A 25,958-nucleotide genomic window follows, 5' to 3' on the forward strand; every position below is an offset into this window, starting at 1 on the left:
GCCTGATCAACTACTTCCGCGGCCGTCACCGCGGCTGATCTGAAGCCCTGCCCACAGGTTTGAAACACAAACTCTGTGGGCAACACCCGCTCCCACATTGGTTTTGTGTCCGGCTTGAACCCGTTCGCTACTCGGTGCATCTTTATTACTTGTCGCAAAACAAGAATAAGGAACCGTCAATGTTCGATATCAGCACGTTCCCCAAAGCCGATGCCGTCCGCCGGGCTGCGAATTTAAGTCAAGACGACTATCACTGCCTGTATCGCGAATCCATCGAACACCCCAGTACGTTCTGGGCTGAACAAGCCACGCGCTTTCTCGACTGGAGTGCGCCGTGGAACACTGTCCAGCGCTACAACCTGAAAACCGGTGAAGCCAGCTGGTTTTCCGGTGGCAAATTGAACGTCAGCTACAACTGCATCGACCGCCATCTGGAACAGCGCGGCGATCAAATCGCGATCATCTGGGAAGGCGATGACCCCGCCGAATCCGCACAAATCACTTACAAAAAACTCCACCACAACGTCTGTCGCCTGGCCAACGTGCTGAAAAGCCGTGGCGTGAAGAAAGGCGACCGCGTCTGCATTTACATGCCGATGATCCCCGAAGCGGCCTACGCCATGCTGGCCTGCACGCGCATCGGCGCGGTGCATTCGGTGGTCTTCGGCGGTTTCTCCCCGGATTCTGTGCGCGACCGGATTCTTGATGCCGATTGCCGCACCGTGATCACCGCCGACGAAGGCGTGCGCGGCGGCAAAGTCGTGCCCCTGAAGGAGAAAGTCGACAAGGCGCTTGAGAGTTGCCCGAACGTCAGTACGGTGATCGTGGTCGAGCGCACACAAGGTGCGGTGAATTGGGTTGAAGGTCGCGACCTCTGGTATCACCACGCCTTGCGCGACGTCAGCGATGATTGCCCGCCGGAACCGATGGACGCCGAAGACCCACTGTTCATCCTCTACACCTCCGGCAGCACCGGCAAACCCAAGGGCGTGTTGCACACCACCGGCGGTTACCTGCTGCAAGCCGCGATGACCTTCAAATACGTGCTCGACTACCGTGACAACGAAGTGTTCTGGTGCACCGCCGATGTCGGCTGGGTCACTGGCCACAGCTACATCGTCTACGGTCCGCTGGCCAACGGCGCGACCACGCTGATCTTCGAAGGCGTGCCGAGTTACCCGAGCAGCTCGCGCTTCTGGCAGGTCATCGACAAACACCACGTCAACATTTTCTACACGGCACCGACCGCACTGCGTTCGCTGATGCGCGAAGGGCCGGAACCGTTGAAGGAAACGTCGCGCGCCAGCCTCAGATTACTTGGCACTGTTGGTGAGCCGATCAACCCGGAGGCGTGGGATTGGTACTTCAATATTGTCGGCGAACAGCGCTGCCCGATTGTCGACACCTGGTGGCAGACCGAAACCGGCGGCATCATGATTAGCCCGCTGGTCAGCGCGCAACGGATCAAACCCGGCTGCGCCACGCAACCGATGTTCGGCGTGCAACCGGTGTTGCTCGATGAAACGGGCAAGGAAATCAAAGGTGCGGGCAGCGGCGTGCTGGCCATCAAATCCAGCTGGCCGGCGCAGATCCGCAGCGTCTACGGCGACCCGCAACGGATGGTCGACACTTACTTCAAGCCCTACCCCGGCTACTACTTCACCGGTGACGGCGCGAGGCGCGATGAGGACGGCGATTACTGGATCACCGGGCGCATCGACGACGTGATCAACGTCTCCGGGCACCGCATTGGCACCGCCGAAGTGGAAAGCGCCCTGGTGCTGCACGACAGCATCGCCGAAGCCGCTGTGGTCGGTTACCCCCACGACCTCAAAGGCCAGGGTATCTACGCCTTCGTCACGCCCATGAACGGCACCGCCCCCGACGACGAACTGAAGAAAGTACTGTTGGCCCACGTCAGCAAGGAAATCGGCAGCTTCGCCAAACCGGACTTGATCCAATGGGCCCCGGCTTTGCCGAAAACCCGCTCGGGCAAGATCATGCGGCGTATCCTGCGCAAAATTGCCTGCAATGAACTGGACACGCTGGGTGATACCTCGACCCTGGCCGACCCGAGCGTTGTTCAGGATCTCGTGGATAAACGCCTGAATCAATAAGCCTCACGCGGCCAGCAATGGCCGCGTTTCAATTTCGTCACCGAGTCGCCATGGAATTCATCCGTACCCGCATCGAAACCCAGATCATGAGCCTGACCGGTCTGTCCCTCGGAAAGCTCGATCTGGAAAACCCCAAGGGCGATCCCGGTCTGTTCGGCCCCGACTCGGTGAGTTGGCAAGTGCATGGCGATTTCAGCAGCATGCTGATCGGCGGCATCAGTGCGCTGATGCTGCAAGCCTTGCATCCATTGGCCCTGGCAGGGGTCTGGGACCATTCAAATTTTCGCGAGGACATGCTCGGCCGACTGCGCCGCACCGGACAATTCATCTCCGGCACCACGTTTGGCTCCCGAAAAGATGCCGACTGGCTGATTGAAAAAGTCCGCACCATCCACCTGCAAGTGACGGGCACCGCGCCGGACGGGCGTCCTTATGCGGCCAGTGATCCGGACTTGCTGACCTGGGTGCATGTGGCCGAAGTCAGTAACTTTCTCGCCGCCCATTTGCGTTATCGCAATCCGAATCTGTCACTGGCCGATCAGGACCGTTACTACGGGGAAATCGCGCTGGTCGCCGAGCGACTGGGCGCCCGTGATGTGCCCCGCTCGCGGCAAGAAATAGCGGATTACCTTGAACGCATTCGCCCCCAGTTGCTGTGCGATTCACGCAGCCGCGAAGTCTTGCGACTGCTGTTGAACGCCCCCTCCCCCAGCCGTCTGGCCAAGCCTTTCGGCGGTTTGATGATGCAGGCCGGCATCGATCTGTTGCCGGACTGGGCCAGTGACATGCTGGGCGTCACCCAACCCCCGCTGCAACGCAAACTGATCCGCGCCAGCGTCAACCGCAGCGCGCCGATGCTGCGCTGGGCGGTGCGCAATGGCTCGGTGCAGCGGGCTAAACGGCGGATGGGGTTGCTGACCTGATGGTCCCTAAAAGCATCGCGAGCAGGCCCAAGCTGTTAAACTCCCGCGCCCAATTCCCTCCTGCAAGGCGCCCAGCATGTCTTCCTTGAATCAGGCGCTGCGCGCCGCCCTCGAACATCGCCAGGACCTGCTTGCCGAACTGCATCAGCAAGGCACCGATTGCTATCGCCTGTTCCACGGCAGCCAGGAAGGCGCCGGCGGACTGACCATCGACCGCTATGGCCCGCAGTTGTTGGTGCAAAGCTTTCACCAGTCGCTGGAACGCGACGTGCTACTGCACCTGCACGAGACGATCAACCAGCATTTGGGGCTCGACACCCTGCTGGTCTACAACGACCGCTCCCGGGGCAATTCGCGTATCGACCGTGAAGACACGGTTTACCGTGCCGATGCGGCGGCGCTGGAGGACTTGGTCGGCCACGAATGGGGCGTCAACTACCGGGTTCGCGGGCGTCATGCCGGTCAGGACCCGCTGCTGTTCCTCGACCTGCGCAATACCCGTGGCTGGGTCAAAGCGCACAGCCAGAACAAAAGCGTGCTCAACCTGTTTGCCTACACCTGTGGCGTCGGGCTGAGTGCTGCGGCCGGTGGCGCCCGTGAGGTGTGCAACCTCGATTTTGCCGAGGGCAACCTGGCAGTCGGCCGTGAAAACGGTCTGCTCAATCCGCAGTTGCCAGCCATGGAATTCATCCAGTCCGATTACTTCCCGGCGATCCGTCAACTGGCGGGCCTGCCCATCAGTCAACGGCGCGGGCAGAAACTGCCGAGCTACCAACGCCTTGAGCAGCGTCAGTACGACCTGGTGCTGCTCGACCCGCCCGCCTGGGCCAAGAGTGCTTTCGGCACCGTCGATCTGCTACGCGACTACCAGAGCCTGCTCAAACCCGCACTGCTGACCACCGCCGACAATGGCGTGCTGATCTGCTGCAACAACCTGGCAAAGGTCAGCATGGACGACTGGCGCGAACAGGTACTGCGTTGCGCGGAGAAAGCCGGGCGACCGGTGCGCGAATGGACCGTGATGACACCGGGCGCTGATTTTCCGTCGATGGATCAACAGCCACCGCTGAAAACGCTGATCCTGCAGCTCTGACATCCACCTGAAAATTCAGACAAAACCTGCAAATTCTGGTCACTTTTGAACTGCAATCGCATGCCATACTCCAAGGCACTCCGATTCAGACAGATGAAGCCACACATGCCCAAAGGATTGATTCGCGCCATCGGCGCCTTGTTGACTGCTCTGGCCCTCTACAGCTTGCTGGGGTTTCTGATTTTACCGGGTATCGCGTTGCGGGTTGCCAACCAACAATTGGCCCATTACGCCACGGTACCCGCCCACCTTCAGCGGATCGAAATCAACCCGTTCAGCCTCGAAGTCACCCTTTGGGGCCTGGTCATCGGTGAGCCGGGCAAAGAGCAGGTCGGCTTCGAACGCCTGTACGCCAACCTGCAACTCGACAGTCTCTGGACCAAGGCCGTGCATCTGTCCGAGATCGAACTGGACAAAGCCAAGACTGAAATCCTCTTCGGCAAGGACGGCCGGCTCAACCTGCTCGGGCTGTTCAAAATACCCGCGAGTGAGCCGACACCTGCCGACCCGGACGCCAAGCCGTTTCCGCTGCGCGTGGAGCGGATCAATCTGGTCGGCGGCTCGGTGCACTTCCAGGATTTGCGCCCCAGCGAACCCATCGAATTTATCTACGACAAACTCGATCTGGAACTGAAACACCTCAGCACCCTGCCCGACGACAGCGCCGACATGACGTTGGTGGCCATCGGACCGGCCGGTGGGCAAGTCGACTGGACCGGCAACTTCAGCCTGATCCCGCTCGCCTCCGAAGGTAAGCTGAAAATCACTGACGGCAAGATGAAGTCCTTCTGGCCTTATGTGCGTGACGCGGTGCCACTGGATCTGGAAAGCGGTGTGCTCAGCCTCAGCACCGACTACAAACTCAATCTGTCCAAAGAAACCGAACTGCTCTTGAGCAATGTCGCCGTCAGTATCGCGCCCTTCGCGATCAAGGCCCCGGACGGCCGACCTTTGGCGAAGCTCGATCGACTGGACATCAGCGAAACCACGGTAGACCTGGCCAAGCAACACGTGGTGGTCGGCAAGATTCGCAGCCACAAGCTGGAAACCTGGGCCGCCCTCGAAGCCGACGGGCAACTCGACTGGCAAAAGCTGTTCGCCAGCCAGCCCTCCAAACCTGCCGCCAAGGCCAAGGCCGAACCCGCCAGTACACCAGCGGCCGCTGACTCACCCCCACTTGAACCGGTGCCGCCGGGCAAGCCGTGGCAGGTGCTGCTCAAAGACGTGCAGCTGCGCGATTCCCTGGTGCACCTTGCCGACCGCAAGGCGCAACCCGCTGTGGCGCTGGAAGTCGGCCCGTTGAATCTGAACCTGCAAAATTTCGACAGCCTTAACGGCTCGCCATTTAATCTCAAGCTCGACACCGGCGTGGGCAAACAAGGCAAGATCCTCGCCGACGGCGTGGTCAATCTCGCCCCGGTCAGCGCCAAACTGAAGGTGCAGACCAAAGACATCGACCTGCGTGTCGCCCAGTCCTACATCACCCCCTTCATTCGCCTGGAACTGCGTAGCGGCATGCTCGGCAGTGATCTGGCGGTCGATCTGAAAAGCACCGAGCCGCTGGCGTTCAGCGTCACCGGCCGCGCTCAAGTCGATCAGTTGCACACCCTCGACACCCTTAAAACCCGCGACTTCCTCAAGTGGCAGCAGCTGGTGCTTGAAGGCCTGAACTATCAGCACGGTGACAACCTGTCGATCGACAAGGTCAATCTGTTCCAGCCTTATGCGCGCTTCATGATCAACGAAGATCGCACCACCAACATCGATGACCTGTTGATCCCGCAACCGACCGATGCCGGCGCCAAAACCACCTCCGCCAAACCGGCCAGCAACAACAAACCACTGGGCATTCACATCGGCGGCATCGCCATCAATGACGGCTCAGCCAACTTCGCCGACTTCAGCCTGACACCGAACTTCGCCACCGCCGCGCAACAGCTCAACGGGCAGATCGGTACCATCGACAGTCGTCAGGCAAAACCGGCCAGCGTGGATATCAAAGGCAAGGTCGACCGTTATGCGCCCGTGACCATCAAGGGTGCGGTCAATCCGTTCGATCCGATGGCCAGCCTCGACATCGCCACCAGTTTCAAACGTGTGGAACTGACCACGCTCACCCCTTACTCCGGCAAGTTTGCCGGGTATCGCATCCGCAAGGGCCGACTCAATCTCGACCTGCATTACCTGATCATCAAAGGCCAGCTCAAGGCCGAAAACAAAGTGGTGGTCGAACAACTGCAGCTGGGTGAAAAAGTCGACAGCCCGGACGCCGTGAGCCTGCCGCTGAAACTGGCGATTGCCTTGCTCAAGGATGTGGATGGCAAGATTTCCATCGAACTGCCCGTCACTGGCGACCTCAATAATCCGCAGTTCAGCGTCATGCCGATTGTCTGGCAAACCCTGCGCAACCTGATCGTCAAAGCGGCCGCAGCGCCGTTCAAAATGATTGGCGGCTTGGTCAGTGGTGGTGGTTCCGAAGACTTGGGCACCGTGTCGTTCGCAGCGGGCTCAAGCGATTTGAGCCAGGAAGCTGAAGGTGCGTTGGTCAAACTGTCCCAAGCCTTGAAGGAACGTCCGGCCCTGCGTCTGGAAATCGAAGGCACGGCCGCCGCCAGCACCGACGGCCCACTCATTGCCGAGCAACGCCTGGAGCGTGAATACCAGTACAACTACTACAAAATGCTCCAGCGTCGCGGCGACAAAGTCCCGGCCCAGGCTTCATTGCTGGCGGTCCCGGAAAACGAGAAAGGCCCGCTGCTGGAAGGCATCTATCGCACGCGTCTGAAGACTCAGCCACCGGCTGAATGGAATGACTTGGGCAAGGAAGAACGCACCGCAAAAATGCGCGCCGACGTGATCAAGTTCTGGAGCACCAGTGACGTGCTGTTGCGTCAGTTGGGGCAGGAGCGCGCGAGCAGCATCAAGGACTATCTGGTGGACAAAGGTCAGCTGGCCGATGACCGTGTGTACTTTATCGATGCCAATCTTGGTCAAGCAGAAAGTGATGGTCGGGTGGTGACACCGTTGCATCTGGATGCCGAGTGATGCTCAGAAGATGGCTCAGTAGCCAGTGAGATCTGCACGACCTTGAGCGACCACAGTTATTTTGTGCCGCCCAAATAGAACAGGCCCCGACACGAATGCCGGGGCCTGTAATGGCCACATCCTTATGGCCGTTCGCATGAACTCCTAATCTTGAGAAGTGGCAGGCGTATAACTCACTCGTCTGCCACACCTTCTCCCGGTCCAGGCGAGAAGTCTTGCCTTAGTCGGCTTTCAGGCCGTCAGCGGAGACCGCTTTGACGCCTTCGATTTTCTTGGTGATCGCCACAGCGGTGGCTTTCTGAGCATCAGTCACTGCAACGGTGGACGACAGGGAAACCACGCCTTTGTTGGTTTCGACTTTGATATCGGTGCCCGGAATGCCTTTTTCGGTCAGCAGGTCGCTTTTGACTTTGGTGGTGATCCAGGTATCGGAAGTAGCTTCCGTGGCCTTGGCAACTTCACCCGAAGCCAATGTCAGCGGGGCTTGAGTGGTGGTGGTCTGTGCGAATGCTGCGTTGGCCAGAGTCAGGGTCAGCGCGGTAGCAGTAGCGGCAGCGATAGCGAACTTCTTCATACGTGTAACTCCTGTTTTTCTTGAAAGTCTGCTGGTTGTCTTCTCAGCAGGGTTACCAGGTATATTGCGAACGCTGTGCCAACTTTGAAACACTCAATAAATCGTTATAAATCAATAGTTTAAAAATACGGCGAAATTTCGAAATCATGCAAAATGCATGACCGGGCAAAACTCTGCATGCAACTTGCGGGTTTTCACAAAGTTCCTAACATACTGAATTTTTTGTCTTTTTTTTCACAGTTGCGGTGCATTCGACAATAAAAAAAAGCCCCGCAACCGAAGCAGCGGGGCCTTGCTGGATATCTGCGTTTACGAGGCGGAAGGGGTGCAACCTTTAGGCACGTAATCCTGCTCAGCGGAACTGGCACACGACCAGCCTTTGGTTGCATTACGGGTCAATGTAATGGTCTTGCTCATAACGGGTGCCGGGGCATTCAAAATCGTGCAGGTGATGCTGCCATCCCCTGTAGCCACGGTGCCGGTGACCGCCACGGCGCAATTGCTGGTCGTGGCACTACCCGCCGGCGCTACGTTGGCGACCGTTGGCGCCTCGCCCTGGTTGATCGCATCTTCGTACGGCACCTTCATGGCGGAAATCTCGGCCAGGCCCGCCGTCAACTTCGCCCTGGCTTGATATTTGGAATACATCGGCAACGCAAACGTCGCCAGAATCCCGATGATTGCCACCACGATCAACAGTTCGATCAAGGTAAAACCTTTCTGAGTTTTCATAGACAAGCTCCATGCATGAGTCGAAAGCTCATGATCTGAAATAGCATCAGCACAGCCCATGCCAAGCGCTACCCCCCTGTTGGCGGGGCAGCACGTGGAATCAACGACCTTTCCTACTCCCAGTAACCGCACTATCTGACAATTTTTGTCACCCAACACCACGGGTTTGGCTCAGCGCCTTGACTAGGCTATAAGCCATGAAGAAATCAATCGAGTCACCAAGGACTGAACATGTCGGTCAAAGCAGCAAAAATCAGCGTGTATGCCTGGGAAGGCACAGACCGCAAAGGCGCCAGAATGACCGGCGAGTTGAGTGGCCAGAACCCGGCGTTGATCAAGGCCCAACTGCGCAAACAAGGCATCAACCCCGGCAAGGTGCGCAAGAAGTCCGCTTCGATTTTCAACATCGGCAAACGCATCAAGGCTCAGGACATTGCCCTGTTCACCCGGCAGATGGCGACCATGATGAAAGCCGGTGTGCCGCTGTTGCAGTCGTTCGACATTATCGGTGAAGGCTTCGATAACCCGGCCATGCGCAAACTGGTGGACGAGTTGAAACAAGAAGTCGCGGCGGGCAACAGCTTCGCCGCGTCCCTGCGTAAAAAGCCGGAGTATTTCGATGAGCTCTACTGCAACCTGGTGGATGCCGGTGAGCAGGCCGGCGCCCTCGACACACTGCTTGAGCGGGTGGCGACCTATAAGGAAAAGAGCGAAAGCCTGAAGGCCAAGATCAAGAAAGCCATGACCTACCCATTGGCCGTGGTGTTCGTCGCGATCATTGTCACGGGGATCCTGCTGGTCAAAGTGGTGCCGCAGTTCGAGTCGGTGTTCAAGGGTTTTGGTGCAGAGTTGCCTGCGTTCACAGTGATGGTCATCGGCCTGTCGGCGTTCATGCAGCAAGGGTGGTGGGTAATGCTCGGAATACTGCTCGCGGGTATTTTGGGCGTGCGCCACGCTTTCAGGAAATCTCCGGGCTTTCGCGACTGGCTGGACACCTGGCTGTTGAAGCTGCCCCTGATTGGCACGCTGATGCGCAAGTCTGCCGTTGCGCGCTACGCCCGAACACTGTCGACAACCTTTGCCGCCGGCGTGCCGCTGGTTGAAGCGCTGGAGTCCGTGGCCGGCGCGACCGGCAATATCGTGTTCAAGCGTGCGGTGCTGCGCATCAAGCAGGACGTGTCGAGCGGCATGCAGCTGAATTTTTCCATGCGCACTTCGGGTGTCTTTCCCAATATGGCGATTCAAATGACGGCCATTGGTGAAGAGTCCGGCGCACTGGATGACATGCTCGACAAAGTCGCGAATTTCTACGAAGACGAAGTGGACAACATGGTCGATAACCTCACCAGCCTGATGGAGCCATTCATCATGGTCGTGCTGGGTGTTATCGTCGGGGGCCTGGTGGTTGCGATGTACTTGCCCATCTTCCAACTCGGCTCAGCGATCTGACATGCCCTTGAATGAAATTCTGACTGCTTACCCGGCGTTCTTCGTGGCCCTCGCATTGGTCGTGGGCCTGGTCGTGGGCAGCTTCCTCAATGTGGTGATCTGGCGCCTGCCGAAAATGCTCCATCGCGAATGGCGGCTGCAAGCCCACGATGTGCTGGGCGTACCGCCCGAAGCGCCTGGCCCGACTTACAATCTGATGCTGCCCCACTCCCACTGCCCGCAGTGCGATCATCAAATTCGCCCGTGGGAAAACATCCCGCTGCTCAGCTACCTGTTTTTGCGGGGGCGATGCTCGAACTGCGCCGCACCGATCAGCAAGCGCTATCCGCTGACTGAACTGGCCTGCGGCTTGCTCTCGGCGTTTATCGCCTGGCATTTCGGCTTCGGCTGGCAGGCCTGCACGGTGCTGGTCCTGACCTGGGGCTTGCTGGCGATGAGCCTGATCGACGCCGAGCACCAACTGCTGCCGGATGTTCTGGTGCTACCGCTGTTATGGCTGGGGTTGATCGTCAACAGCTTCGGGGTCTTCGTGTCATTGCATGACGCGCTGTGGGGGACGGTGGCCGGATACATGGTGTTGTGGTCGGTTTTCTGGCTGTTCAAGCTGCTCACCGGCAAAGACGGTATCGGCCACGGTGATTTCAAGTTACTGGCCATGCTCGGGGCGTGGGGCGGCTGGCAGATTTTGCCGCTGACGATCCTGCTGTCATCGCTCGTGGGCGCCATTCTCGGGGTGATTTTGTTGCGTCTGCGCAACGAAAAAACCTCGTCGCCAATCCCCTTCGGCCCCTATCTGGCGATTGCCGGCTGGATTGCCTTGCTCTGGGGTGGTCAAATAACCGACTTCTATTGGCAGTTTGTCGGTTTGAAATGAATACCCCTGTGGAAAAACCCTGGATTCTCGGCCTGACCGGCGGCATCGGCAGCGGCAAAAGCGCGGCAGCCCAACACTTCATCGACTTGGGCATCCACGTCGTGGACGCCGATCACGCGGCGCGCTGGGTGGTGGAACCGGGGCGCCCGGCGCTGGCCGCCATCGCCGAACACTTCGGCCCCGGCGTGCTGCAAGCCGACGGAACACTGGACCGTGCGGCCCTGCGCGCATTGATCTTTGAGGTCCCGGAGCAGCGCCGGTGGCTCGAAGGCTTGTTGCATCCGTTGATCGGTGAAGAAATTGCACACAATCTGGCCAAGGCACAATCGCCCTACGCGATTCTGGTTTCGCCACTGCTGATCGAGTCCGGGCAGACCGCCATAACCCAACGGGTCCTGGTGATCGATGCCCCGCAACAGTTACAAATCGAACGCACCTTGCAGCGCGACCAGACCACGGAACAACAGGTCCAAGCGATCCTCAAGGCCCAGTCCAGCCGCCAGGACCGCGTGAGCCATGCCGACGACGTGGTGGTCAACGACCGCGACCTCGCCTGGCTGCACAGCGAGGTCGAACGCCTGCACAACTTTTACCTTACTTTGCGTGGAGGCCAGTCATGAGCCAGACCCCAACCGTCCAATGTCCAACCTGTGGCGCGCCTGTTGAATGGAGTGCCGAAAACACCTTCCGGCCGTTCTGCTCGGATCGCTGCAAACTGATTGACCTCGGGGCATGGGCATCGGAAGAACACAAGATTCCGGTCAGCCCGGACGCCGAAGACGACCTGTTCAGCGAAGACTTCGAACCGCGTCACTGATGTTCACGGCCGCGTAAAACTGTAGTCCTGGCCGTCATCAAGGTTTTCCGCGAGAAAACGCAATTCGTCGGCCAGGTCTTCGGCACTGCGCACTGCCTTGCTTTGCTGTACCACTGCGCTGAGCAAGGCGCGCAGGCTCAAGCCAGGATCAAACCCCACCTCCTGCGCCCCGTCCAGACTCTGACGCAACTCCTGCCTCGCCCATTCGTAGACACTCATATCCATGCTCCTGAAGGTTTTGTCGAGCATGTGTTCGCCGGCGAAAAATCGATTTGATGTGGATCAAGATTTTGGATCGTCGTCTTTCCAGGGGGCGGAAAGGTAGCGCGTGCGATTGAACGTCTCCAGCCATTCCGGGCTGAACACCACCAATGCGCTGACGACCATGCCGTTGATGAACGCTTCTGGAAATATCAGCAACCACAGATAGCCGACAAAATCCTCCAGCCAGTACGGCATGACAAAAAGCTCGTCGTACCACAGCACCCACAGCGCCAGCAGCAGGCACAACAACGCCGAAAGCGCCGCCGCAAAAAAACCGGAACAGAAGATATACACAAAGGGATTACGCGGTTGCGCCCGCTCGACCAGGATGGCGATGCATTCAGTGACCAGCACCGGCAGTAAAATCAGCAGCGCGCCGTTCACGCCAACGGCGGCCAGGTCCTGACGCCCGAGCAGCACCAGCCCGAGTTGCGCAACCAAGCCGCCGACAATTGCCAAAGGCCAGTCGAGCAGCAAGGTCACGGCTGTCATGCCAATGAAGTGATAAGACACGCCGGTATCGAAATCCCGTCGCACCAGCCACAACATAAATAACGCAAATACGGTGCCGAACAGCAGATGCTGGCGGCGGCTGTCTGTGAACAACTCAACCCAGGGCGCACGCCAGATGGCCCAGAGCAGCACGGGCACATAGATCAGCCAGCCGACTGTCAGCGTCTGCGGTGACAGTAGTTCTACACCGATCATGTGGGTACCCTCTTGAACTCCACCGCCGAATCCTTGCGTGATAACGGCTCTATGCACAGCAGTCTACACCGGCGCAAAAGTGGCTCCATCAGATGCAAAGCTTTCTGCTTGTAGCATTTGAACGCTAAGCTTGGGCCTATGGATGACTCAGATTATTTACGCCTGCTGACCATCGCGGCCGAGCAAGCCAACGCGTTCCTGTCCAATGCCCGCAAATGGGAGCGTGAGCGTTGGGTGTGCCAGCGCCTGCTGCAAGGCCTGAACATTCCCTACCGCGCCGACGAGTTCGCTCCGGCGGGAGAGCCACCGGACGTTTTGTTTCGAGAGGCGAATTTCGAGGTGTTCTTCGTGCTCGATGAGGGCCGGCGACTGAACGACGAATGGCGTGACGAGCTGCAACGTCGGCGCAGTGCGTTTTCCCTGAGCCAGCTAGTGCGACGCGAAGCCAAACCCAAACGCATCCCCGCCAATGAGTTTTTGCTGAGACTGGCGCCGACCTTGCGCAAAAAAGCGCACAACTACAAGGAACGTGGCATGGACCTTGGGGAACTCGACATCATTGCCTTCGCCAGCCTCAAGCGCGAAGTGCTGGACCTCAACAGTCATTTCCCTCCACCTACCGAATACTTGCGCCAGGGGTGGCGCTCGTTATCGCTGGTTGGCCCGACGTTCGCCCGGGTGCTGTTCGCGCACCCGGATGCGCCGGATTTCCTGCGCAGCAACCTGGGGCGCAGCATCGTCTTCGATGTCGGAATCAGCCTGTGAGCCCATTGCAGGAATTGATCGCGCAAGTCCCGCAAACCGGCCGCGTACGCTGGATCGGCGTGCGACCGAAACCTCACCTACCGATGATCGAACTGGAGGCGGTGGAAGCGCGTCTGGAGGCCGGTTTGACCGGCGATCGAGCCCGTCCTGGCGTACGCAACGCACGGCAGGTGACGTTGATTCAGTGGGAACATCTGGCGGTGATCACTTCGTTGATGGGGCGCCCGGACGATCAGCCCGTATTGCCTAATGATTTGCGGCGCAACCTCGTTATCAGCGGTATCAATCTGTTCAGCCTCAAGGGTCGTCGCTTCCGGATCGGCCAGGCCATTTTCGAAACCACCGGCTGGTGCCAGCCTTGTGCGCGCCTTCAAAACAACCTCGGCCCGGGGACCTTTCAGGCCGTGCGCGGACATGGCGGAATCACTGCTCGAGTGTTACAAAGTGGCATCATTCGCCTGGACGACACGGTGAGCGTCGAGCCCATCCCGGACACCGGCTATGCTCCGTTCAACGTTCGTTAAATCAGCCTGTAGCTTCTACACATTCAGCAACGTCTACCGACGAGGCCTTTATGACCAGCCGCCTGAACCCCGACGACCAAAAGCGTGTCGAAGAGTACCTGCACTTGTCCCAGCACCGAGTCGAGCGCCGACCTTTCCGGCCGTGGATGCTCCTGGTGGTGGTGCTGGCAGTGACCATTGGACTGGGCCTGTTGAGCCGATTTATCAGTTACCTGACGCTATGAGCAGCATCGCGCTCGCTCGGGTAATTGCACCGATTTCTTTTAGCCTTGCGAGATATCCCCATGACCCATCGTATTGTCATCGTTGGCGGCGGCGCCGGCGGTCTGGAGTTGGCTACCCGTCTGGGTAAGACTCTGGGCAAGCGCGGCACGGCCAGCGTGATGCTGGTTGACGCGAACCTGACCCACATCTGGAAACCGCTGTTGCACGAAGTGGCAGCCGGGTCGTTGAACTCTTCCGAAGACGAACTCAACTATGTTGCCCAGGCCAAATGGAACCACTTCGAGTTCCAGCTAGGACGCATGAGCGGGCTCGATCGCACGCAGAAAAAAATCCAGCTGGCCGCTACTTACGACGAAGCGGGCCTGGAACTGGTGCCCGCCCGTGAAGTGGGTTACGACTCGTTAGTGATCGCGGTCGGCAGCACCACCAATGATTTCGGCACCCAGGGCGCGGCGCAACACTGCCTGTTCCTCGACACCCGCAAACAAGCCGAGCGTTTCCACCAGCAACTGCTCAATCACTACCTGCGCGCCCATGCCGGGCAAACCGACAAGGTCGAGCAAATCAGCGTGGCCATCGTCGGTGCCGGTGCTACCGGCGTAGAACTCGCCGCCGAGCTGCACAACGCTGCGCACGAACTGGCCGCTTATGGCCTGGACCGGATCAAACCGGAAAACATGCACATCACCCTGATCGAAGCCGGACCACGGGTATTGCCTGCCCTGCCGGAACGTATCGGCGGACCTGTGCATAAAACCCTGGAGAAACTCGGGGTCAACGTCATGACCAATGCCGCGGTCAGTGAAGTGACGGCCGACAGCTTGATCACCGTCGATGGCAAAGTGATCAACGCCAGCCTCAAAGTCTGGGCCGCCGGAATTCGTGCACCGGGGTTCCTCAAAGACATCGACGGCCTGGAAACCAACCGCATCAACCAGCTGCACGTGCTGCCCACCCTGCAAACCACCCGCGATGAAAATATCTTCGCTTTCGGTGACTGCGCGGCATGCCCGCAACCGGGTACTGATCGCAATGTACCGCCGCGTGCCCAGGCGGCACATCAACAAGCCTCGTTGCTGGCCAAATCGCTGAAGCTGCGGATCGAAGGCAAGCCTCTGCCTACGTACAAGTACACCGATTATGGTTCGTTGATCTCGCTGTCACGCTTTTCGGCTGTGGGTAACTTGATGGGCAACCTGACCGGCAGTGTGATGCTGGAGGGCTGGCTGGCGCGGATGTTTTACGTGTCGCTGTACCGCATGCACCAGATGGCGCTGTATGGCGCGTTCCGTACGGCGATGCTGATGCTGGGCAGTAAGATCGGGCGCGGGACTGAGCCGCGACTCAAGCTGCATTAATTATTCGACGCCTGTCAGGGCCTCATCGCGGGCAAGCCCGGCTCCCACATTGGATCTGCGTCGTACACAGATCCAATGTGGGAGCTGGGCTTGCCCGCGATGCAGGCGCCTCGGTCTGACCTGCAAAAAGATAGTGTCTCACTGTATCTGCCCCCGCGATTCGCCCCTTCGCTTACAAACTCCCCCTTGCGCGACACAGTAGCGATACACCACTCCCGCTAAATGGCTACACCCGAGCAAGGCAGCCTGCCTGCTTCGGTTGTCGCCGCACTTACGTGGCAACCCTTTATCAAGCGGTTGTGTCGTGCAACCCAGGAGCATTGAAATGTCCCGTACCACCAAAAACACTATTGGTCTGCTTGGCGCTGTTCTGGCTGGCGGCATGATGTTGACCGGCACCGTATTCGCTGCTCAGCCGCTGACTCAAGGCTATCTGCTGGCCTCGGCCGAACAGGTGGTGAAAACCCCTGAAGGCAAATGCGGTGAAGGCAAATGTGGCGATGCGTCGATGGCAAAGACCGACACCGATGACGACGGCAAGGTATCGCGTGCGGAATTCCAGAAAGTCGCGCCGAAATCCAACTTCGACAAGATCGACACCAACCATGACAGCTTCATCGACGAGCAAGAGGCGTTTGATAACGTGAAAGCCAACTTCGAAGCCAACGGCAAAAAAATGCCAAAAGGCTTGTTCGAGCACCTGAAAGACCAAGACGGCGCCTAAGCCTCTGAGTACCACGCCCCGCTTTCTCCACCGAGAAGCGGGGCTTTTTTCGGCAGACAAAAAAAATCCCCGTATCTTTCGATACGAGGATTTTTAATATGGTCGGGGTAAGGGGATTCGAACTCCTGACATCCTGCTCCCAAAGCAGGCGCGCTACCGGACTGCGCTATACCCCGGTAAAAAAAAGGCGACCTTTACAAGTCGCCTTCTTCGATCAGTGCTTTTGGCCTCTGATCTTAAGATCTGACCCCAGCGTTAACTGGTTTCAAAAATGGTGGGTCGTGTGGGATTCGAACCTACGACCAATTGGTTAAAAGCCAACTGCTCTACCAACTGAGCTAACGACCCAAAAATGGTCGGGGTAAGGGGATTCGAACTCCTGACATCCTGCTCCCAAAGCAGGCGCGCTACCGGACTGCGCTATACCCCGGTTTGAAATTGGCTCCGTGACCAGGACTCGAACCTGGGACCCAATGATTAACAGTCATTTGCTCTACCGACTGAGCTATCACGGAACTACATATTTCAATTTACAACGGTGAAGCTTTTTGCGTTCTCTTCGACCCGTTCGCATCGCTGCGTTCGTGTGTCTGAGGCGCGCTATTCTACAATCTTCAGAACCTCTGTCAACCCCCTAAATTGCTTTCAAGTTAATGATTTGCAACTTATTTTGGATTTCTGCTTGGGGAGCGGAAACCCTGGCGGGTGACTTACTGCGGGGCGCACTTTACAAGCCTTTTCCTTAGAGTTCAACAGCCTGGCGAAAAAAAGGCCTCGCAATGCGAGGCCTTATCCATTTTGCTGCCTGAGTGAATCAGACGAATACGATTTCGTCGTTTTCCACCACACCCTTGGCGGTCTCGCCGGGCATGAAGCGACCCGACAGAATCAACTGAGCCAGCGGGTTCTCGATCCAGCGCTGAATCGCTCGCTTGAGCGGACGTGCGCCGTATACAGGGTCGTAACCCACCGCGATCAGCTTATCCATGGCCTCAGGGCTCAGATCCAGTTTCAGCTCGCGCTCGGTCAGACGACTGCGCAGGCGACCCAATTGGATCTCGGTAATGCCCGCGATCTGATCCCGTGCCAACGGCTCGAAGATCACCACTTCGTCGACCCGGTTGATGAACTCCGGCCGGAAGTGGGTGGAAATCGCATCCATCACCGCCGCACGCTGCGCTTCACGATCACCGACCAGTTCCTGGATCTGCACCGAACCCAGGTTGGACGTCATGACGATCACGGTATTCTTGAAGTCCACCGTACGGCCATGGCTGTCGGTCAAGCGGCCATCTTCCAGCACTTGCAGCAAGATGTTGAACACATCCGGGTGGGCCTTCTCGACCTCGTCCAGGAGGATTACCGAGTAAGGCTTGCGACGCACCGCCTCGGTCAGGTAACCGCCCTCTTCATAGCCCACGTACCCTGGTGGCGCACCGATCAGTCGAGCCACGGAATGTTTCTCCATGAACTCGGACATGTCGATCCGCACCATCGCCTCTTCCGTATCAAAGAGGAACTCGGCCAGTGCCTTGCACAACTCGGTTTTACCGACACCGGTCGGGCCGAGGAACATGAACGATCCACTTGGGCGATTTGGATCGGACAGCCCGGCCCGCGAACGGCGCACGGCGTTGGAAACAGCAATCACCGCTTCGTCCTGACCGATCACACGCTGGTGCAACAGGCTTTCCATTTTCATCAGCTTGTCGCGCTCGCCTTCGAGCATTTTCGACACCGGAATGCCGGTCCACTTCGACACGACTTCAGCAATTTCTTCCTCAGTCACCTTGCTGCGCAGCAACTGGTTTTCGCTTTTACCGTGCTGATCGACCATTTGCAGGCTGCGTTCCAGGTCCGGGATCACCCCGTATTGCAGCTCAGCCATGCGGTTGAGGTCGCCTTTACGGCGTGCGGCTTCAAGTTCCTGACGGGACTGTTCAATTTTCTGCTGGATCTGCGCAGAACCCTGGACTTCGGCTTTTTCCGAATTCCAGATTTCTTCCAGGTCCGAATACTCGCGCTCGAGGCGGACGATTTCTTCCTGGAGTTTTTCCAGGCGTTTGATCGCCGCTTCATCGCTTTCTTTCTTCAGCGCCTGAGATTCCACCTTCAACTGAATCAGGCGACGCTCCAGACGATCGAGCACTTCAGGCTTGGAATCGATCTCCATCCGAATACGGCTGGCCGCTTCGTCGATCAGGTCGATGGCCTTGTCCGGCAACTGGCGATCGGTAATGTAGCGATGACTGAGCTTGGCCGCGGCAATGATGGCGCCGTCGGTGATCGCCACCTTGTGGTGAACCTCGTAACGCTCTTTGAGGCCACGCAAAATCGCGATGGTGTCTTCTTCGCTCGGCTCGTCCACCAGAACTTTCTGGAAGCGCCGTTCGAGGGCTGCGTCCTTCTCTATATATTGGCGGTACTCGTTGAGCGTGGTCGCGCCGACGCAATGCAGCTCGCCGCGCGCCAGCGCTGGCTTGAGCATGTTGCCCGCATCCATCGAGCCTTCGCCCTTACCGGCACCGACCATGGTGTGCAGTTCGTCGATGAACAGAATGATCTGTCCTTCCTGCTTCGACAGCTCGTTGAGCAGCGATTTCAGGCGCTCTTCGAACTCACCGCGATACTTGGCGCCGGCAATCAGCGCGCCCATGTCGAGGGACAGCAGGCGCTTGCCTTTGAGGCCATCCGGTACCTCGCCATTGATGATGCGCTGGGCCAGGCCCTCGGCGATGGCGGTTTTACCCACGCCAGGCTCACCGATCAGCACCGGGTTGTTCTTGGTACGGCGTTGCAGGACCTGAATGGTCCGGCGAATTTCGTCGTCACGGCCGATCACCGGGTCGAGCTTGCCTTCTTCGGCACGCTTGGTCAGGTCCACCGTGTATTTATCCAGCGCCTGGCGCGACTCCTCGTGGTTGGCGTCGTTGACCGCTTCGCCGCCACGCAGGTTATTGATCGCGTTTTCCAGGGCTTTCTTGCTCACCCCCTGCCCCAGCAGCAACTTGCCGAGCTTGCTGTTCTCGTCCATCGCGGCGAGCAGCACCAGCTCGCTGGAGATGAACTGGTCGCCCTTCTGCTGGGCCAGGCGATCCGCCTGATTAAGCAGGCGCGCCAAGTCCTGCGACATGTTCACGTCGCCGGTCGGGTTCTGGATTTTCGGCAGCTGGTCGAGCTCTTTGGTCAGCTCTTTACGCAGGCTGTTGACGTCGAAACCAACCTGCATCAGCAGAGGTTTGATTGAGCCACCCTGCTGTTCAAGCAGCGCCTGCATCAAGTGCGCCGGCTCGATGCCGGGATGGTCGAGGCCGACAGCCAGGGATTGGGCGTCGGATAGTGCTAACTGCAATTTGCTGGTTAAACGATCTATACGCATGGGTCACCTTCCTTTTGAGCAGGCCGGACCTATAAAACATCCTGAATGAAGAAACCTGCCAGATACTGTTATAGATGCGGTCGATTCTGGGAGTTTCAAGCGTCGATCAGTTGATGCAGATCAGAGAAGTCTAGCGTTCCAGCCAGACAAGAGAGGCAAACCGACCCGTTTGTGGATTGCGGCGGTAGGAAAAGAAGCGCGGATCGGTCACGGTGCAGAAACCGCCACCATAAACAGCAGTGACACCACGAGCCGCCAGACGCAAACGCGCCAGTTCGTAGATATCAGCCATGAATTTGCCAGCATTGGCGCTTGGCACAAAAGCCTTGGCGGCCTCAGGCAATTGTTCGACGAAGGTTTCGCGCACTTCCGGGCCAACTTCAAAGGCTTGCGGGCCAATGGCCGGGCCGAGCCAGACCAGCACGTCTTCTGCCGGGACAGCCAATGCGTCGAGCGTCGCTTCGAGCACACCCGCCGCCAATCCGCGCCAACCGGCGTGCGCCGCCGCAACGCGGGTGCCGGCACGGTCGCAAAACAGCGCGGGCAAGCAGTCGGCCGTCATTGCCGCACAGGCGATACCGGGCGTGGCTGTCCAGCTGGCGTCAGCGGTGGCTACCAGGCTTGGGTTCGCGTGGGCCACGGCGATGCCGTGAACCTGTTGCAACCAGGCCGGTTGAATAGAGAAATGATCGGTGAGGCGACGGCGATTTTCGGCCACAGCTTCTGGGCTGTCGTCGACATGATCGCCAAGGTTGAGGCTGTCGAACGGCGCCAGACTGACGCCGCCCGCACGGGTGGTCACACAGGCTTTCACCCCGGCAGGCGCAGGCCAGTCGGGAATCAGCCAGTCACTCATCCGATGAACGCCTCACGGTCTTGCTTGAGCAGGGTCAGCAACCAGACGAAATCGTCCGGCAGTGGCGATTCCCAACTCATGCGTTTACCGGTGGTCGGGTGATCCAGCTCCAGGAACCGCGCATGCAGGGCCTGACGCGGGAACGCCTTCAACGATTCGACCATGGTCACACTGGCTGCCGGCGGGATACGGAAGCGACCGCCGTAGGCAGGGTCTCCGACCAACGGGTAGTTGATGTGAGCCATGTGCACACGAATCTGGTGAGTACGACCGGTTTCCAGCTTCACCCGCACGTGAGTGTGGGAGCGGAAACGCTCGAGCACGCGATAGTGGCTGACGGCTTGCTTGCCACCTTCCATCACCGCCATGCGCTGGCGTTGCTGGCCGTGACGACCGATGGGAGCGTTGATCTTGCCCCCCGCCGTCACCACACCGATCACGATGCATTCGTAGATCCGGCTTACGCTGCGGCTCTGCAATTGCGTGACAAGCTGTGTCTGCGCTTGAATGGTCTTGGCCACCACCATCAGACCGGTGGTGTCCTTGTCCAGGCGATGCACGATACCGGCGCGGGGCACATTGATAATGTCCGGCACGTGGTGCAGCAAGGCGTTGAGCAAGGTGCCATCAGCGTGGCCGGCAGCCGGATGAACCACCAGACCCGCAGGCTTGTTGATCACCAGGATGTCGTCATCTTCATAGACGATGTCCAGCTCGATGTCTTGAGCGATCCATTCGCCCTGAGCTTCCTGCTCGGCAGTCAGTTCAAGAATGGCGCCACCGTGAACGATGTCTCGCGGGCGGATAACCGCCCCATCCACAGTCAGGCGGCCGTCTTTGATCCAGGCGGAAAGGCGCGAGCGCGAGTGCTCAGCGAATAATTGTGCGGCGACTTGATCGAGGCGTTGGCCGCCCAATTCGGACGGCACCTCTGCGCGAAGTTCAATTTTATCGGACATGCTCAGACTAGGCGTCGGCACAGCTTTTGGTTTCGGCTGCGCGCTTGTGGTTAAATACGGCGTCTTTTGCCCCGAGGCTATACAACGGGGCGCTCATCATAACAGGACGGCCACGCCCAAGACAGCGGCCGTCATAGGGACGCAAGCCGCCATGCAAGTGAAACACCTGCTGCTGATCGCCATCCTCGCATTGACCGCTGCTTGCTCATCGAAGGAAGTCGTAGACGAAAACCTTAGCGAAGTCGAGCTGTACCAGCAGGCTCAGCAAGATCTGGACAAGAATAGCTACACCAGCGCAATTACCAAGCTGAAGGCTCTGGAATCGCGTTATCCGTTCGGTCGCTACGCTGATCAGGCTCAACTCGAGCTCATCTACGCGAACTACAAAAACACCGAGCCTGAAGCTGCCAAGTCGGCCGCCGAGCGTTTCATTCGCCTGCACCCGCAGCACCCGAATGTGGATTACGCCTACTATATGAAAGGTCTTACGTCCTTTGATCAGGATGTCGGCCTGCTGGCGCGTTTCCTGCCGCTGGACATGACCAAGCGTGATCCGGGCGCCGCTCGCGACTCCTTCAACGAGTTCGCTCAGCTGACCAGCCGCTTCCCGAACAGCCGCTACTCGCCGGACGCCAAGCAGCGCATGATTTACTTGCGCAACTTGCTGGCGGCCTACGAGATTCACGTTGGCCACTATTACCTGACCCGTCAGGCTTATGTTGCCGCCGCGAACCGTGGCCGTTACGTGGTGGAAAACTTCCAGGATACCCCGTCCGTCGGTGACGGACTGGCGATCATGACTGAAGCCTACCAGCGTATGCATCTGGACGATCTGGCAGCCACCAGCCTCGAAACCCTGAAGCTCAACTACCCGAACAATCCAAACCTGGAAGACGGTCAGTTCAAGCCTTCGGTCGCCGAAGCCGACAACCGTTCGTGGTTGAGCAAGGCCACGCTGGGCCTGATCGAGTCCCGTCCACCGCTGCCGCCGGGCGAAACCCGCGCCAACCAGGACGTGCAGAGACAGTTCCAGGATGCCAAGGAAGCGATTCCGGCCGAACTGAAGCCTAAAGATGGAAGTGGCGACGCCGTCGAAGAAGAGCAACAGGAGTCCGAAGGCAACAACAGCGACCGCTCGTGGTTCAGCTACATGACCTTTGGCGTGTTCGACTGACACCTCTGGTTGTACAAAAAGGAGCCTTGCGAGGCTCCTTTTTTGTGGGCGTGATGATTACGCTGTGCGCTCGGCATGTCCTTGGCTAAACTGCTTAATCACCCGTCATAAAGCTGCTCACCATGCTTCGTTTACTGTTCTGGATCGCCCTGATTGCCGCTGCGGTATGGTTCTGGCGCAAGTTCAAGGGCTCGACGTCCACGCTCAAGTCCTCCGCCGAGCTGGAAGCTGCCCCCATGGTCCGCTGCGCCCATTGCGGTGTTCACCTGCCCCGCGACCGCGCGCTGAGCCTTCAACAACAGTGGTATTGCAGCCAGGCTCACCTTGAGCAAGGCCCGGGCCCTGGTGGTCGCTGAGACGTCCAGTCCCGGCGACAAACAGGCTCGGCGACTGCTGCGCCTTTACCACCTCTACCGCTTAAGCGTCGGCATCACCTTGGTGTTGTTGATGACCAGCAACCTCGACAACGGGTTGCTGACGTTCGCCAATGACGATCTGCTGCGCAGTGGCAGCTGGTTGTACCTGGTGCTGAATATTCTGCTGGTGGTGTTTTTGGGAAACACCCGACGGCCGGCGCAGCTGTTCGGCCTCGCGCTGGTCGACGTCTTGCTGCTCTGCGGTTTGTTTTACGCCGCAGGTGGAGTGGCCAGCGGTATTGGCAATCTATTGATCGTGACAGTGGCCATCAGCAATACCCTGCTGCGTGGACGTACCGGCCTGTCCATCGCCGCCGTCGGCGCACTGGGTATCGTCGGTTTCAGCTTCCTCCTTGGCTTCAGCCACCAGGCCAGCCCCAACGACTACCTGCAAGTCGGCACGCTCGGCGCACTGTGCTTTGCCGCGGCATTGCTGGTGCAAGGCTTGACCCGACGCCTGGAAGTCAGCGAACACCTCGCCGAACAGCGAGCCAGCGAAGTGGTGGGACTCGAAGCGCTCAATGCGCTGATCCTGCAACGCATGCGCACGGGCATTCTGGTGCTCGATGAGCAGCGGCGGGTGCAACTGGCCAATCACAGCGCCTTGATATTGCTGGGGCACAAAGCACTCGACGGACAACGGATCGATGACTTTTCGCCAACGCTGGTCGAACGTCTTGAGCTGTGGTTCAACAATCCGGCCTTGCGCCCGCAAAGTCTGAAAATCGATAGCAGCGGCCTGGAATTGCAACCCAGTTTCATCGCCCTGAACCAAAACCCTAATCACCAGACCCTGGTGTTTCTCGAAGACCTCGCTCAGGTCGCACAACAAGCACAGCAACTAAAACTCGCTGCACTCGGTCGACTGACGGCGGGTATTGCCCATGAAATCCGCAATCCATTGGGCGCCATCAGTCATGCCGCGCAATTGCTGCGCGAATCAGAGGAACTCAAGGGGGCAGATCGGCGTCTGACCCAGATTATTCAAGACCACTCTCAGCGAATGAATCGGGTTATCGAACACGTCCTGCAATTGTCCCGCCGCCAGCAAACCGTCCCGCAACGGCTCGATCTGAAGCCATGGCTGCAAACGTTCGTCGCCGACATTCGTGAAGCTGCGACCGAAGGTCAGCACATTCACCTGCATATAGGGTCAGGCGATTTCAACACCTTGATGGACCCAGACCAGCTCACCCAGGTTCTGGACAATTTGTTGCGCAACGCCTGGCACCACAGCGCCCTGAATCACGACATGGCCCAGGTCTGGCTCGATTTGTTTGTCGATGCCGACAGCCAGTTGCCCACCCTCGAAGTCACGGACGACGGCCCCGGTGTTGCGCCGGACCAGCAGGTGCATTTGTTCGAACCGTTTTTTACCACCCGTAGCCAAGGCACAGGCCTGGGGCTGTATCTGTCCCGTGAGCTGTGCGAAAGCAACCAGGCCCGCCTAGACTTCAAACCACGCCAAGACGGCGGCTGCTTTCGCATTACTTTTGCCCACGGACGGAAACGAAGTTGAACATGAGCCCACGGCCCAAAGTCCTGATCGTCGACGACGAACCGGACATCCGCGAACTCCTCGAAATCACTCTGGGACGGATGAAACTCGATACCTTCAGTGTCCGTAACCTGGGCGATGCCCAAGCGTTGTTGGCCCGGGAAACCTTCGATTTGTGCCTCACCGACATGCGCCTGCCCGACGGCACCGGCCTTGAGTTGGTTCAATACATTCAGCAGCGTTACGCGCAAGTGCCGGTGGCGATGATCACCGCCTACGGCAGTCTCGAAACGGCGATCAATGCACTCAAGGCCGGCGCCTTCGACTTCCTGACCAAACCGGTCGACCTCACTCGGCTGCGAGAACTGATCACCAGCGCCCTGCGCGTGCCTGCACCGGGCGACGCCAGTACCGCCATTGATCGTCGACTACTGGGCAACTCCCTGCCCATGCGCAGCCTGCGCAAACACATCGACAAACTCGCGCGCAGCCAGGCGCCGGTGTATATCAGCGGCGAATCCGGCAGTGGCAAAGAATTGGTCGCCCGATTGATCCATGAGCAAGGACCGCGAGCCCAACAACCGTTCGTCCCGGTCAACTGTGGGGCGATTCCATCAGAGCTGATGGAAAGCGAGTTCTTCGGGCATCGCAAAGGCAGTTTCAGTGGTGCCATCGAAGACAAGCCCGGGCTGTTCCAGGCCGCCCATGGCGGCACGCTGTTCCTCGATGAAGTCGCGGATTTACCTTTGGCCATGCAAGTCAAACTGCTGCGCGCAATTCAGGAAAAAACAGTTCGCCGGATCGGCGAACAACAGGAAACGGTGGTCGATGTGCGCATCCTTTGCGCCACCCACAAAGACCTCGACGCCGAAATCTCTGCTGAGCGATTTCGCCAGGATTTGTACTACCGCCTCAACGTGATCGAACTGCGGGTTCCCTCGTTGCGCGAACGCCGTGACGACATCGAACCACTGGCCAGCCATGTACTCAAGCGCTTGGCCTCCAGCAGCGGCCTACCCGCCGCAACGCTTCACCCGCTCGCCCTGGAAGCACTGAAAAATTACCGCTTCCCCGGCAATGTGCGGGAACTGGAGAACGTGCTCGAACGGGCTCACACCTTGTGTGAAAACAAGCAGATTGAAGCGAGTGATTTACGACTGGCCGACGGTAATTGCACGGCAGAAGGTGCGGCTGCGGACCTGACGCAGATTGATAATCTTGAACATTATCTGGAAAACGTCGAACGCAAACTCCTCCTCCAGGCGCTGGAGGAAACCCGCTGGAACCGCACGGCGGCAGCTCAGCGGTTGAGTTTGTCGTTCAGGTCGATGCGCTACAGGCTGAAGAAGTTAGGGTTGGATTGAGGGCCCCTTAGCGGGCAAGTCGAATCGTCGCACCGCCGCTCCCACATTGGATCTGTGAACTATGCAAATCCCCTGTGGGAGCGAGCCTGCTCGCGATAGCTATCTGCCCGGCGATACATC

At 58.6% G+C, this 25,958-nt stretch carries 24 protein-coding genes and 4 tRNA genes; 17 read left to right on the top strand and 11 right to left on the bottom strand.

What is annotated here, in order from left to right:
- The first annotated feature begins 179 nt into the window (after nucleotides 1–179).
- The 4 genes from acs to PMI22_RS28820 all read left to right on the top strand — a co-directional run bounded on the left by acs (nucleotide 180) and on the right by PMI22_RS28820 (nucleotide 7,178).
- Complete coding sequence (gene acs, locus PMI22_RS28835) at nucleotides 180–2,117, top strand: acetate--CoA ligase (protein ID WP_007942289.1); 1,938 nt, start codon at nucleotides 180–182, stop codon at nucleotides 2,115–2,117.
- A gap of 50 nt (nucleotides 2,118–2,167) precedes the next feature.
- Nucleotides 2,168–3,040 (top strand): oxygenase MpaB family protein, encoded by an 873-nt coding sequence (locus PMI22_RS28830; protein ID WP_007942290.1) that lies wholly within the window; start codon nucleotides 2,168–2,170, stop codon nucleotides 3,038–3,040.
- A gap of 76 nt (nucleotides 3,041–3,116) precedes the next feature.
- Nucleotides 3,117–4,133, top strand: a complete 1,017-nt coding sequence (locus PMI22_RS28825) for a class I SAM-dependent rRNA methyltransferase (protein ID WP_007942291.1) — start codon at nucleotides 3,117–3,119, stop codon at nucleotides 4,131–4,133.
- A 60-nt stretch (nucleotides 4,134–4,193) separates the two neighbouring features.
- The gene (locus PMI22_RS28820) at nucleotides 4,194–7,178 is read left to right on the top strand and encodes a DUF748 domain-containing protein (protein WP_033048617.1); all 2,985 of its coding nucleotides are present in this window, start codon (nucleotides 4,194–4,196) and stop codon (nucleotides 7,176–7,178) included.
- A 220-nt stretch (nucleotides 7,179–7,398) separates the two neighbouring features.
- Here the strand turns inward: PMI22_RS28820 and PMI22_RS28815 are convergent, their stop codons facing one another.
- Both PMI22_RS28815 and PMI22_RS28810 read right to left on the bottom strand, forming a co-directional pair.
- Complete coding sequence (locus PMI22_RS28815; RefSeq protein WP_007942293.1) at nucleotides 7,399–7,752, bottom strand: BON domain-containing protein; 354 nt, start codon at nucleotides 7,750–7,752, stop codon at nucleotides 7,399–7,401.
- Nucleotides 7,753–8,061: 309 nt separating this feature from the next.
- Nucleotides 8,062–8,484: a pilin gene (locus PMI22_RS28810; protein WP_007942295.1), complete on the bottom strand. Its 423-nt coding sequence runs from the start codon at nucleotides 8,482–8,484 to the stop codon at nucleotides 8,062–8,064.
- Between the two features lie 231 nt (nucleotides 8,485–8,715).
- Here PMI22_RS28810 and PMI22_RS28805 point away from each other — a divergent pair, with 231 nt between their 5' ends.
- Genes PMI22_RS28805 through yacG form a run of 4 tightly spaced genes read left to right on the top strand, consistent with a single transcriptional unit; the run spans nucleotide 8,716 to nucleotide 11,624 of the window.
- Nucleotides 8,716–9,933 (top strand): type II secretion system F family protein, encoded by a 1,218-nt coding sequence (locus PMI22_RS28805; RefSeq protein ID WP_007942296.1) that lies wholly within the window; start codon nucleotides 8,716–8,718, stop codon nucleotides 9,931–9,933.
- A 1-nt stretch (nucleotide 9,934) separates the two neighbouring features.
- Nucleotides 9,935–10,807 carry a prepilin peptidase gene (locus tag PMI22_RS28800; protein ID WP_007942297.1) on the top strand — a complete coding sequence of 291 codons (873 nt, stop codon included), beginning with the start codon at nucleotides 9,935–9,937 and terminating at the stop codon, nucleotides 10,805–10,807.
- Entirely contained in the window at nucleotides 10,804–11,427 is a 624-nt protein-coding gene (coaE, locus tag PMI22_RS28795; protein ID WP_007942298.1) for a dephospho-CoA kinase, read from the top strand. The genes PMI22_RS28800 and coaE overlap by 4 nt, the downstream gene beginning before the upstream one ends.
- Entirely contained in the window at nucleotides 11,424–11,624 is a 201-nt protein-coding gene (gene yacG, locus PMI22_RS28790; protein WP_007942299.1) for a DNA gyrase inhibitor YacG, read from the top strand. The genes coaE and yacG overlap by 4 nt, the downstream gene beginning before the upstream one ends.
- Nucleotides 11,625–11,627: 3 nt before the next feature.
- Here yacG and PMI22_RS28785 read toward each other — a convergent pair whose 3' ends face one another.
- Complete coding sequence (locus tag PMI22_RS28785; protein WP_007942300.1) at nucleotides 11,628–11,843, bottom strand: hypothetical protein; 216 nt, start codon at nucleotides 11,841–11,843, stop codon at nucleotides 11,628–11,630.
- Nucleotides 11,844–11,906: 63 nt separating this feature from the next.
- The gene (locus PMI22_RS28780) at nucleotides 11,907–12,596 is read right to left on the bottom strand and encodes an energy-coupling factor ABC transporter permease (RefSeq protein ID WP_007942302.1); all 690 of its coding nucleotides are present in this window, start codon (nucleotides 12,594–12,596) and stop codon (nucleotides 11,907–11,909) included.
- 138 nt (nucleotides 12,597–12,734) lie between these two features.
- Between PMI22_RS28780 and PMI22_RS28775 the strand changes: the two genes are divergently transcribed.
- The 5 genes from PMI22_RS28775 (at nucleotide 12,735) to PMI22_RS28755 (ending at nucleotide 16,192) form a co-directional block, all read left to right on the top strand.
- Nucleotides 12,735–13,361, top strand: coding sequence for a DUF1780 domain-containing protein (locus PMI22_RS28775; RefSeq protein ID WP_007942303.1), 627 nt, complete (start codon nucleotides 12,735–12,737; stop codon nucleotides 13,359–13,361).
- Nucleotides 13,358–13,885 (top strand): MOSC domain-containing protein, encoded by a 528-nt coding sequence (locus tag PMI22_RS28770; protein ID WP_007942304.1) that lies wholly within the window; start codon nucleotides 13,358–13,360, stop codon nucleotides 13,883–13,885. The genes PMI22_RS28775 and PMI22_RS28770 overlap by 4 nt, the downstream gene beginning before the upstream one ends.
- A gap of 50 nt (nucleotides 13,886–13,935) precedes the next feature.
- Nucleotides 13,936–14,109, top strand: coding sequence for a DUF3094 domain-containing protein (locus PMI22_RS28765; RefSeq protein ID WP_007942305.1), 174 nt, complete (start codon nucleotides 13,936–13,938; stop codon nucleotides 14,107–14,109).
- A 60-nt stretch (nucleotides 14,110–14,169) separates the two neighbouring features.
- Nucleotides 14,170–15,468 carry an NAD(P)/FAD-dependent oxidoreductase gene (locus PMI22_RS28760; protein WP_007942306.1) on the top strand — a complete coding sequence of 433 codons (1,299 nt, stop codon included), beginning with the start codon at nucleotides 14,170–14,172 and terminating at the stop codon, nucleotides 15,466–15,468.
- A gap of 325 nt (nucleotides 15,469–15,793) precedes the next feature.
- A complete protein-coding gene (locus PMI22_RS28755; RefSeq protein ID WP_007942307.1) occupies nucleotides 15,794–16,192 on the top strand; it encodes an HvfA family oxazolone/thioamide-modified RiPP metallophore in 399 nt (132 codons plus the stop codon).
- A gap of 99 nt (nucleotides 16,193–16,291) precedes the next feature.
- Here PMI22_RS28755 and PMI22_RS28750 read toward each other — a convergent pair.
- The 7 genes from PMI22_RS28750 to rluD all read right to left on the bottom strand — a co-directional run bounded on the left by PMI22_RS28750 (nucleotide 16,292) and on the right by rluD (nucleotide 21,386).
- Nucleotides 16,292–16,368, bottom strand: a tRNA-Pro gene (locus tag PMI22_RS28750).
- A 96-nt stretch (nucleotides 16,369–16,464) separates the two neighbouring features.
- A tRNA-Lys gene (locus PMI22_RS28745) sits at nucleotides 16,465–16,540 on the bottom strand.
- Between the two features lie 5 nt (nucleotides 16,541–16,545).
- Nucleotides 16,546–16,622: transfer RNA gene (locus PMI22_RS28740), tRNA-Pro, on the bottom strand.
- A 9-nt stretch (nucleotides 16,623–16,631) separates the two neighbouring features.
- Nucleotides 16,632–16,707 (bottom strand) — tRNA-Asn (locus tag PMI22_RS28735).
- Nucleotides 16,708–17,006: 299 nt separating this feature from the next.
- Nucleotides 17,007–19,571 (bottom strand): ATP-dependent chaperone ClpB, encoded by a 2,565-nt coding sequence (gene clpB, locus PMI22_RS28730; protein ID WP_007942308.1) that lies wholly within the window; start codon nucleotides 19,569–19,571, stop codon nucleotides 17,007–17,009.
- A 130-nt stretch (nucleotides 19,572–19,701) separates the two neighbouring features.
- On the bottom strand, nucleotides 19,702–20,427 hold the full coding sequence (pgeF, locus tag PMI22_RS28725) for a peptidoglycan editing factor PgeF (RefSeq protein ID WP_007942310.1): 726 nt from the start codon (nucleotides 20,425–20,427) through the stop codon (nucleotides 19,702–19,704).
- Complete coding sequence (gene rluD / locus PMI22_RS28720; protein WP_007942311.1) at nucleotides 20,424–21,386, bottom strand: 23S rRNA pseudouridine(1911/1915/1917) synthase RluD; 963 nt, start codon at nucleotides 21,384–21,386, stop codon at nucleotides 20,424–20,426. Before rluD ends, pgeF begins: the two co-directional genes overlap by 4 nt.
- 151 nt (nucleotides 21,387–21,537) lie before the next feature.
- Here rluD and PMI22_RS28715 point away from each other — a divergent pair, with 151 nt between their 5' ends.
- From PMI22_RS28715 to PMI22_RS28700, 4 genes are all read left to right on the top strand, one after another.
- Nucleotides 21,538–22,560, top strand: a complete 1,023-nt coding sequence (locus PMI22_RS28715; protein WP_007942312.1) for an outer membrane protein assembly factor BamD — start codon at nucleotides 21,538–21,540, stop codon at nucleotides 22,558–22,560.
- 122 nt (nucleotides 22,561–22,682) lie between these two features.
- Complete coding sequence (locus PMI22_RS28710; protein WP_007942313.1) at nucleotides 22,683–22,916, top strand: PP0621 family protein; 234 nt, start codon at nucleotides 22,683–22,685, stop codon at nucleotides 22,914–22,916.
- Nucleotides 22,906–24,495, top strand: a complete 1,590-nt coding sequence (locus PMI22_RS28705; protein WP_033048619.1) for a sensor histidine kinase — start codon at nucleotides 22,906–22,908, stop codon at nucleotides 24,493–24,495. The genes PMI22_RS28710 and PMI22_RS28705 overlap by 11 nt, the downstream gene beginning before the upstream one ends.
- Nucleotides 24,496–24,497: 2 nt before the next feature.
- A complete protein-coding gene (locus tag PMI22_RS28700) occupies nucleotides 24,498–25,838 on the top strand; it encodes a sigma-54-dependent transcriptional regulator (RefSeq protein ID WP_007942317.1) in 1,341 nt (446 codons plus the stop codon).
- Nucleotides 25,839–25,958: the final 120 nt, after the last annotated feature.

Source organism: Pseudomonas sp. GM21 (genome assembly GCF_000282215.1).
GTDB lineage: Bacteria > Pseudomonadota > Gammaproteobacteria > Pseudomonadales > Pseudomonadaceae > Aquipseudomonas.

Coding starts and splice junctions, on each gene's coding strand:
- PMI22_RS28760 (WP_007942306.1), top strand. CDS start 14,170: ATGACCCATCGTATTGTCATCGTTGGCGGCGGCGCCGGCGGTCTGGAG.
- PMI22_RS28800 (WP_007942297.1), top strand. CDS start 9,935: ATGCCCTTGAATGAAATTCTGACTGCTTACCCGGCGTTCTTCGTGGCC.
- rluD (WP_007942311.1), bottom strand. CDS start 21,386: ATGTCCGATAAAATTGAACTTCGCGCAGAGGTGCCGTCCGAATTGGGC.
- coaE (WP_007942298.1), top strand. CDS start 10,804: ATGAATACCCCTGTGGAAAAACCCTGGATTCTCGGCCTGACCGGCGGC.
- PMI22_RS28780 (WP_007942302.1), bottom strand. CDS start 12,596: ATGATCGGTGTAGAACTACTGTCACCGCAGACGCTGACAGTCGGCTGG.
- PMI22_RS28765 (WP_007942305.1), top strand. CDS start 13,936: ATGACCAGCCGCCTGAACCCCGACGACCAAAAGCGTGTCGAAGAGTAC.
- PMI22_RS28755 (WP_007942307.1), top strand. CDS start 15,794: ATGTCCCGTACCACCAAAAACACTATTGGTCTGCTTGGCGCTGTTCTG.
- acs (WP_007942289.1), top strand. CDS start 180: ATGTTCGATATCAGCACGTTCCCCAAAGCCGATGCCGTCCGCCGGGCT.
- PMI22_RS28700 (WP_007942317.1), top strand. CDS start 24,498: ATGAGCCCACGGCCCAAAGTCCTGATCGTCGACGACGAACCGGACATC.
- PMI22_RS28810 (WP_007942295.1), bottom strand. CDS start 8,484: ATGAAAACTCAGAAAGGTTTTACCTTGATCGAACTGTTGATCGTGGTG.
- PMI22_RS28710 (WP_007942313.1), top strand. CDS start 22,683: ATGCTTCGTTTACTGTTCTGGATCGCCCTGATTGCCGCTGCGGTATGG.
- yacG (WP_007942299.1), top strand. CDS start 11,424: ATGAGCCAGACCCCAACCGTCCAATGTCCAACCTGTGGCGCGCCTGTT.
- PMI22_RS28820 (WP_033048617.1), top strand. CDS start 4,194: ATGCCATACTCCAAGGCACTCCGATTCAGACAGATGAAGCCACACATG.
- clpB (WP_007942308.1), bottom strand. CDS start 19,571: ATGCGTATAGATCGTTTAACCAGCAAATTGCAGTTAGCACTATCCGAC.
- PMI22_RS28825 (WP_007942291.1), top strand. CDS start 3,117: ATGTCTTCCTTGAATCAGGCGCTGCGCGCCGCCCTCGAACATCGCCAG.
- PMI22_RS28775 (WP_007942303.1), top strand. CDS start 12,735: ATGGATGACTCAGATTATTTACGCCTGCTGACCATCGCGGCCGAGCAA.
- PMI22_RS28785 (WP_007942300.1), bottom strand. CDS start 11,843: ATGAGTGTCTACGAATGGGCGAGGCAGGAGTTGCGTCAGAGTCTGGAC.
- pgeF (WP_007942310.1), bottom strand. CDS start 20,427: ATGAGTGACTGGCTGATTCCCGACTGGCCTGCGCCTGCCGGGGTGAAA.
- PMI22_RS28815 (WP_007942293.1), bottom strand. CDS start 7,752: ATGAAGAAGTTCGCTATCGCTGCCGCTACTGCTACCGCGCTGACCCTG.
- PMI22_RS28715 (WP_007942312.1), top strand. CDS start 21,538: ATGCAAGTGAAACACCTGCTGCTGATCGCCATCCTCGCATTGACCGCT.
- PMI22_RS28805 (WP_007942296.1), top strand. CDS start 8,716: ATGTCGGTCAAAGCAGCAAAAATCAGCGTGTATGCCTGGGAAGGCACA.
- PMI22_RS28830 (WP_007942290.1), top strand. CDS start 2,168: ATGGAATTCATCCGTACCCGCATCGAAACCCAGATCATGAGCCTGACC.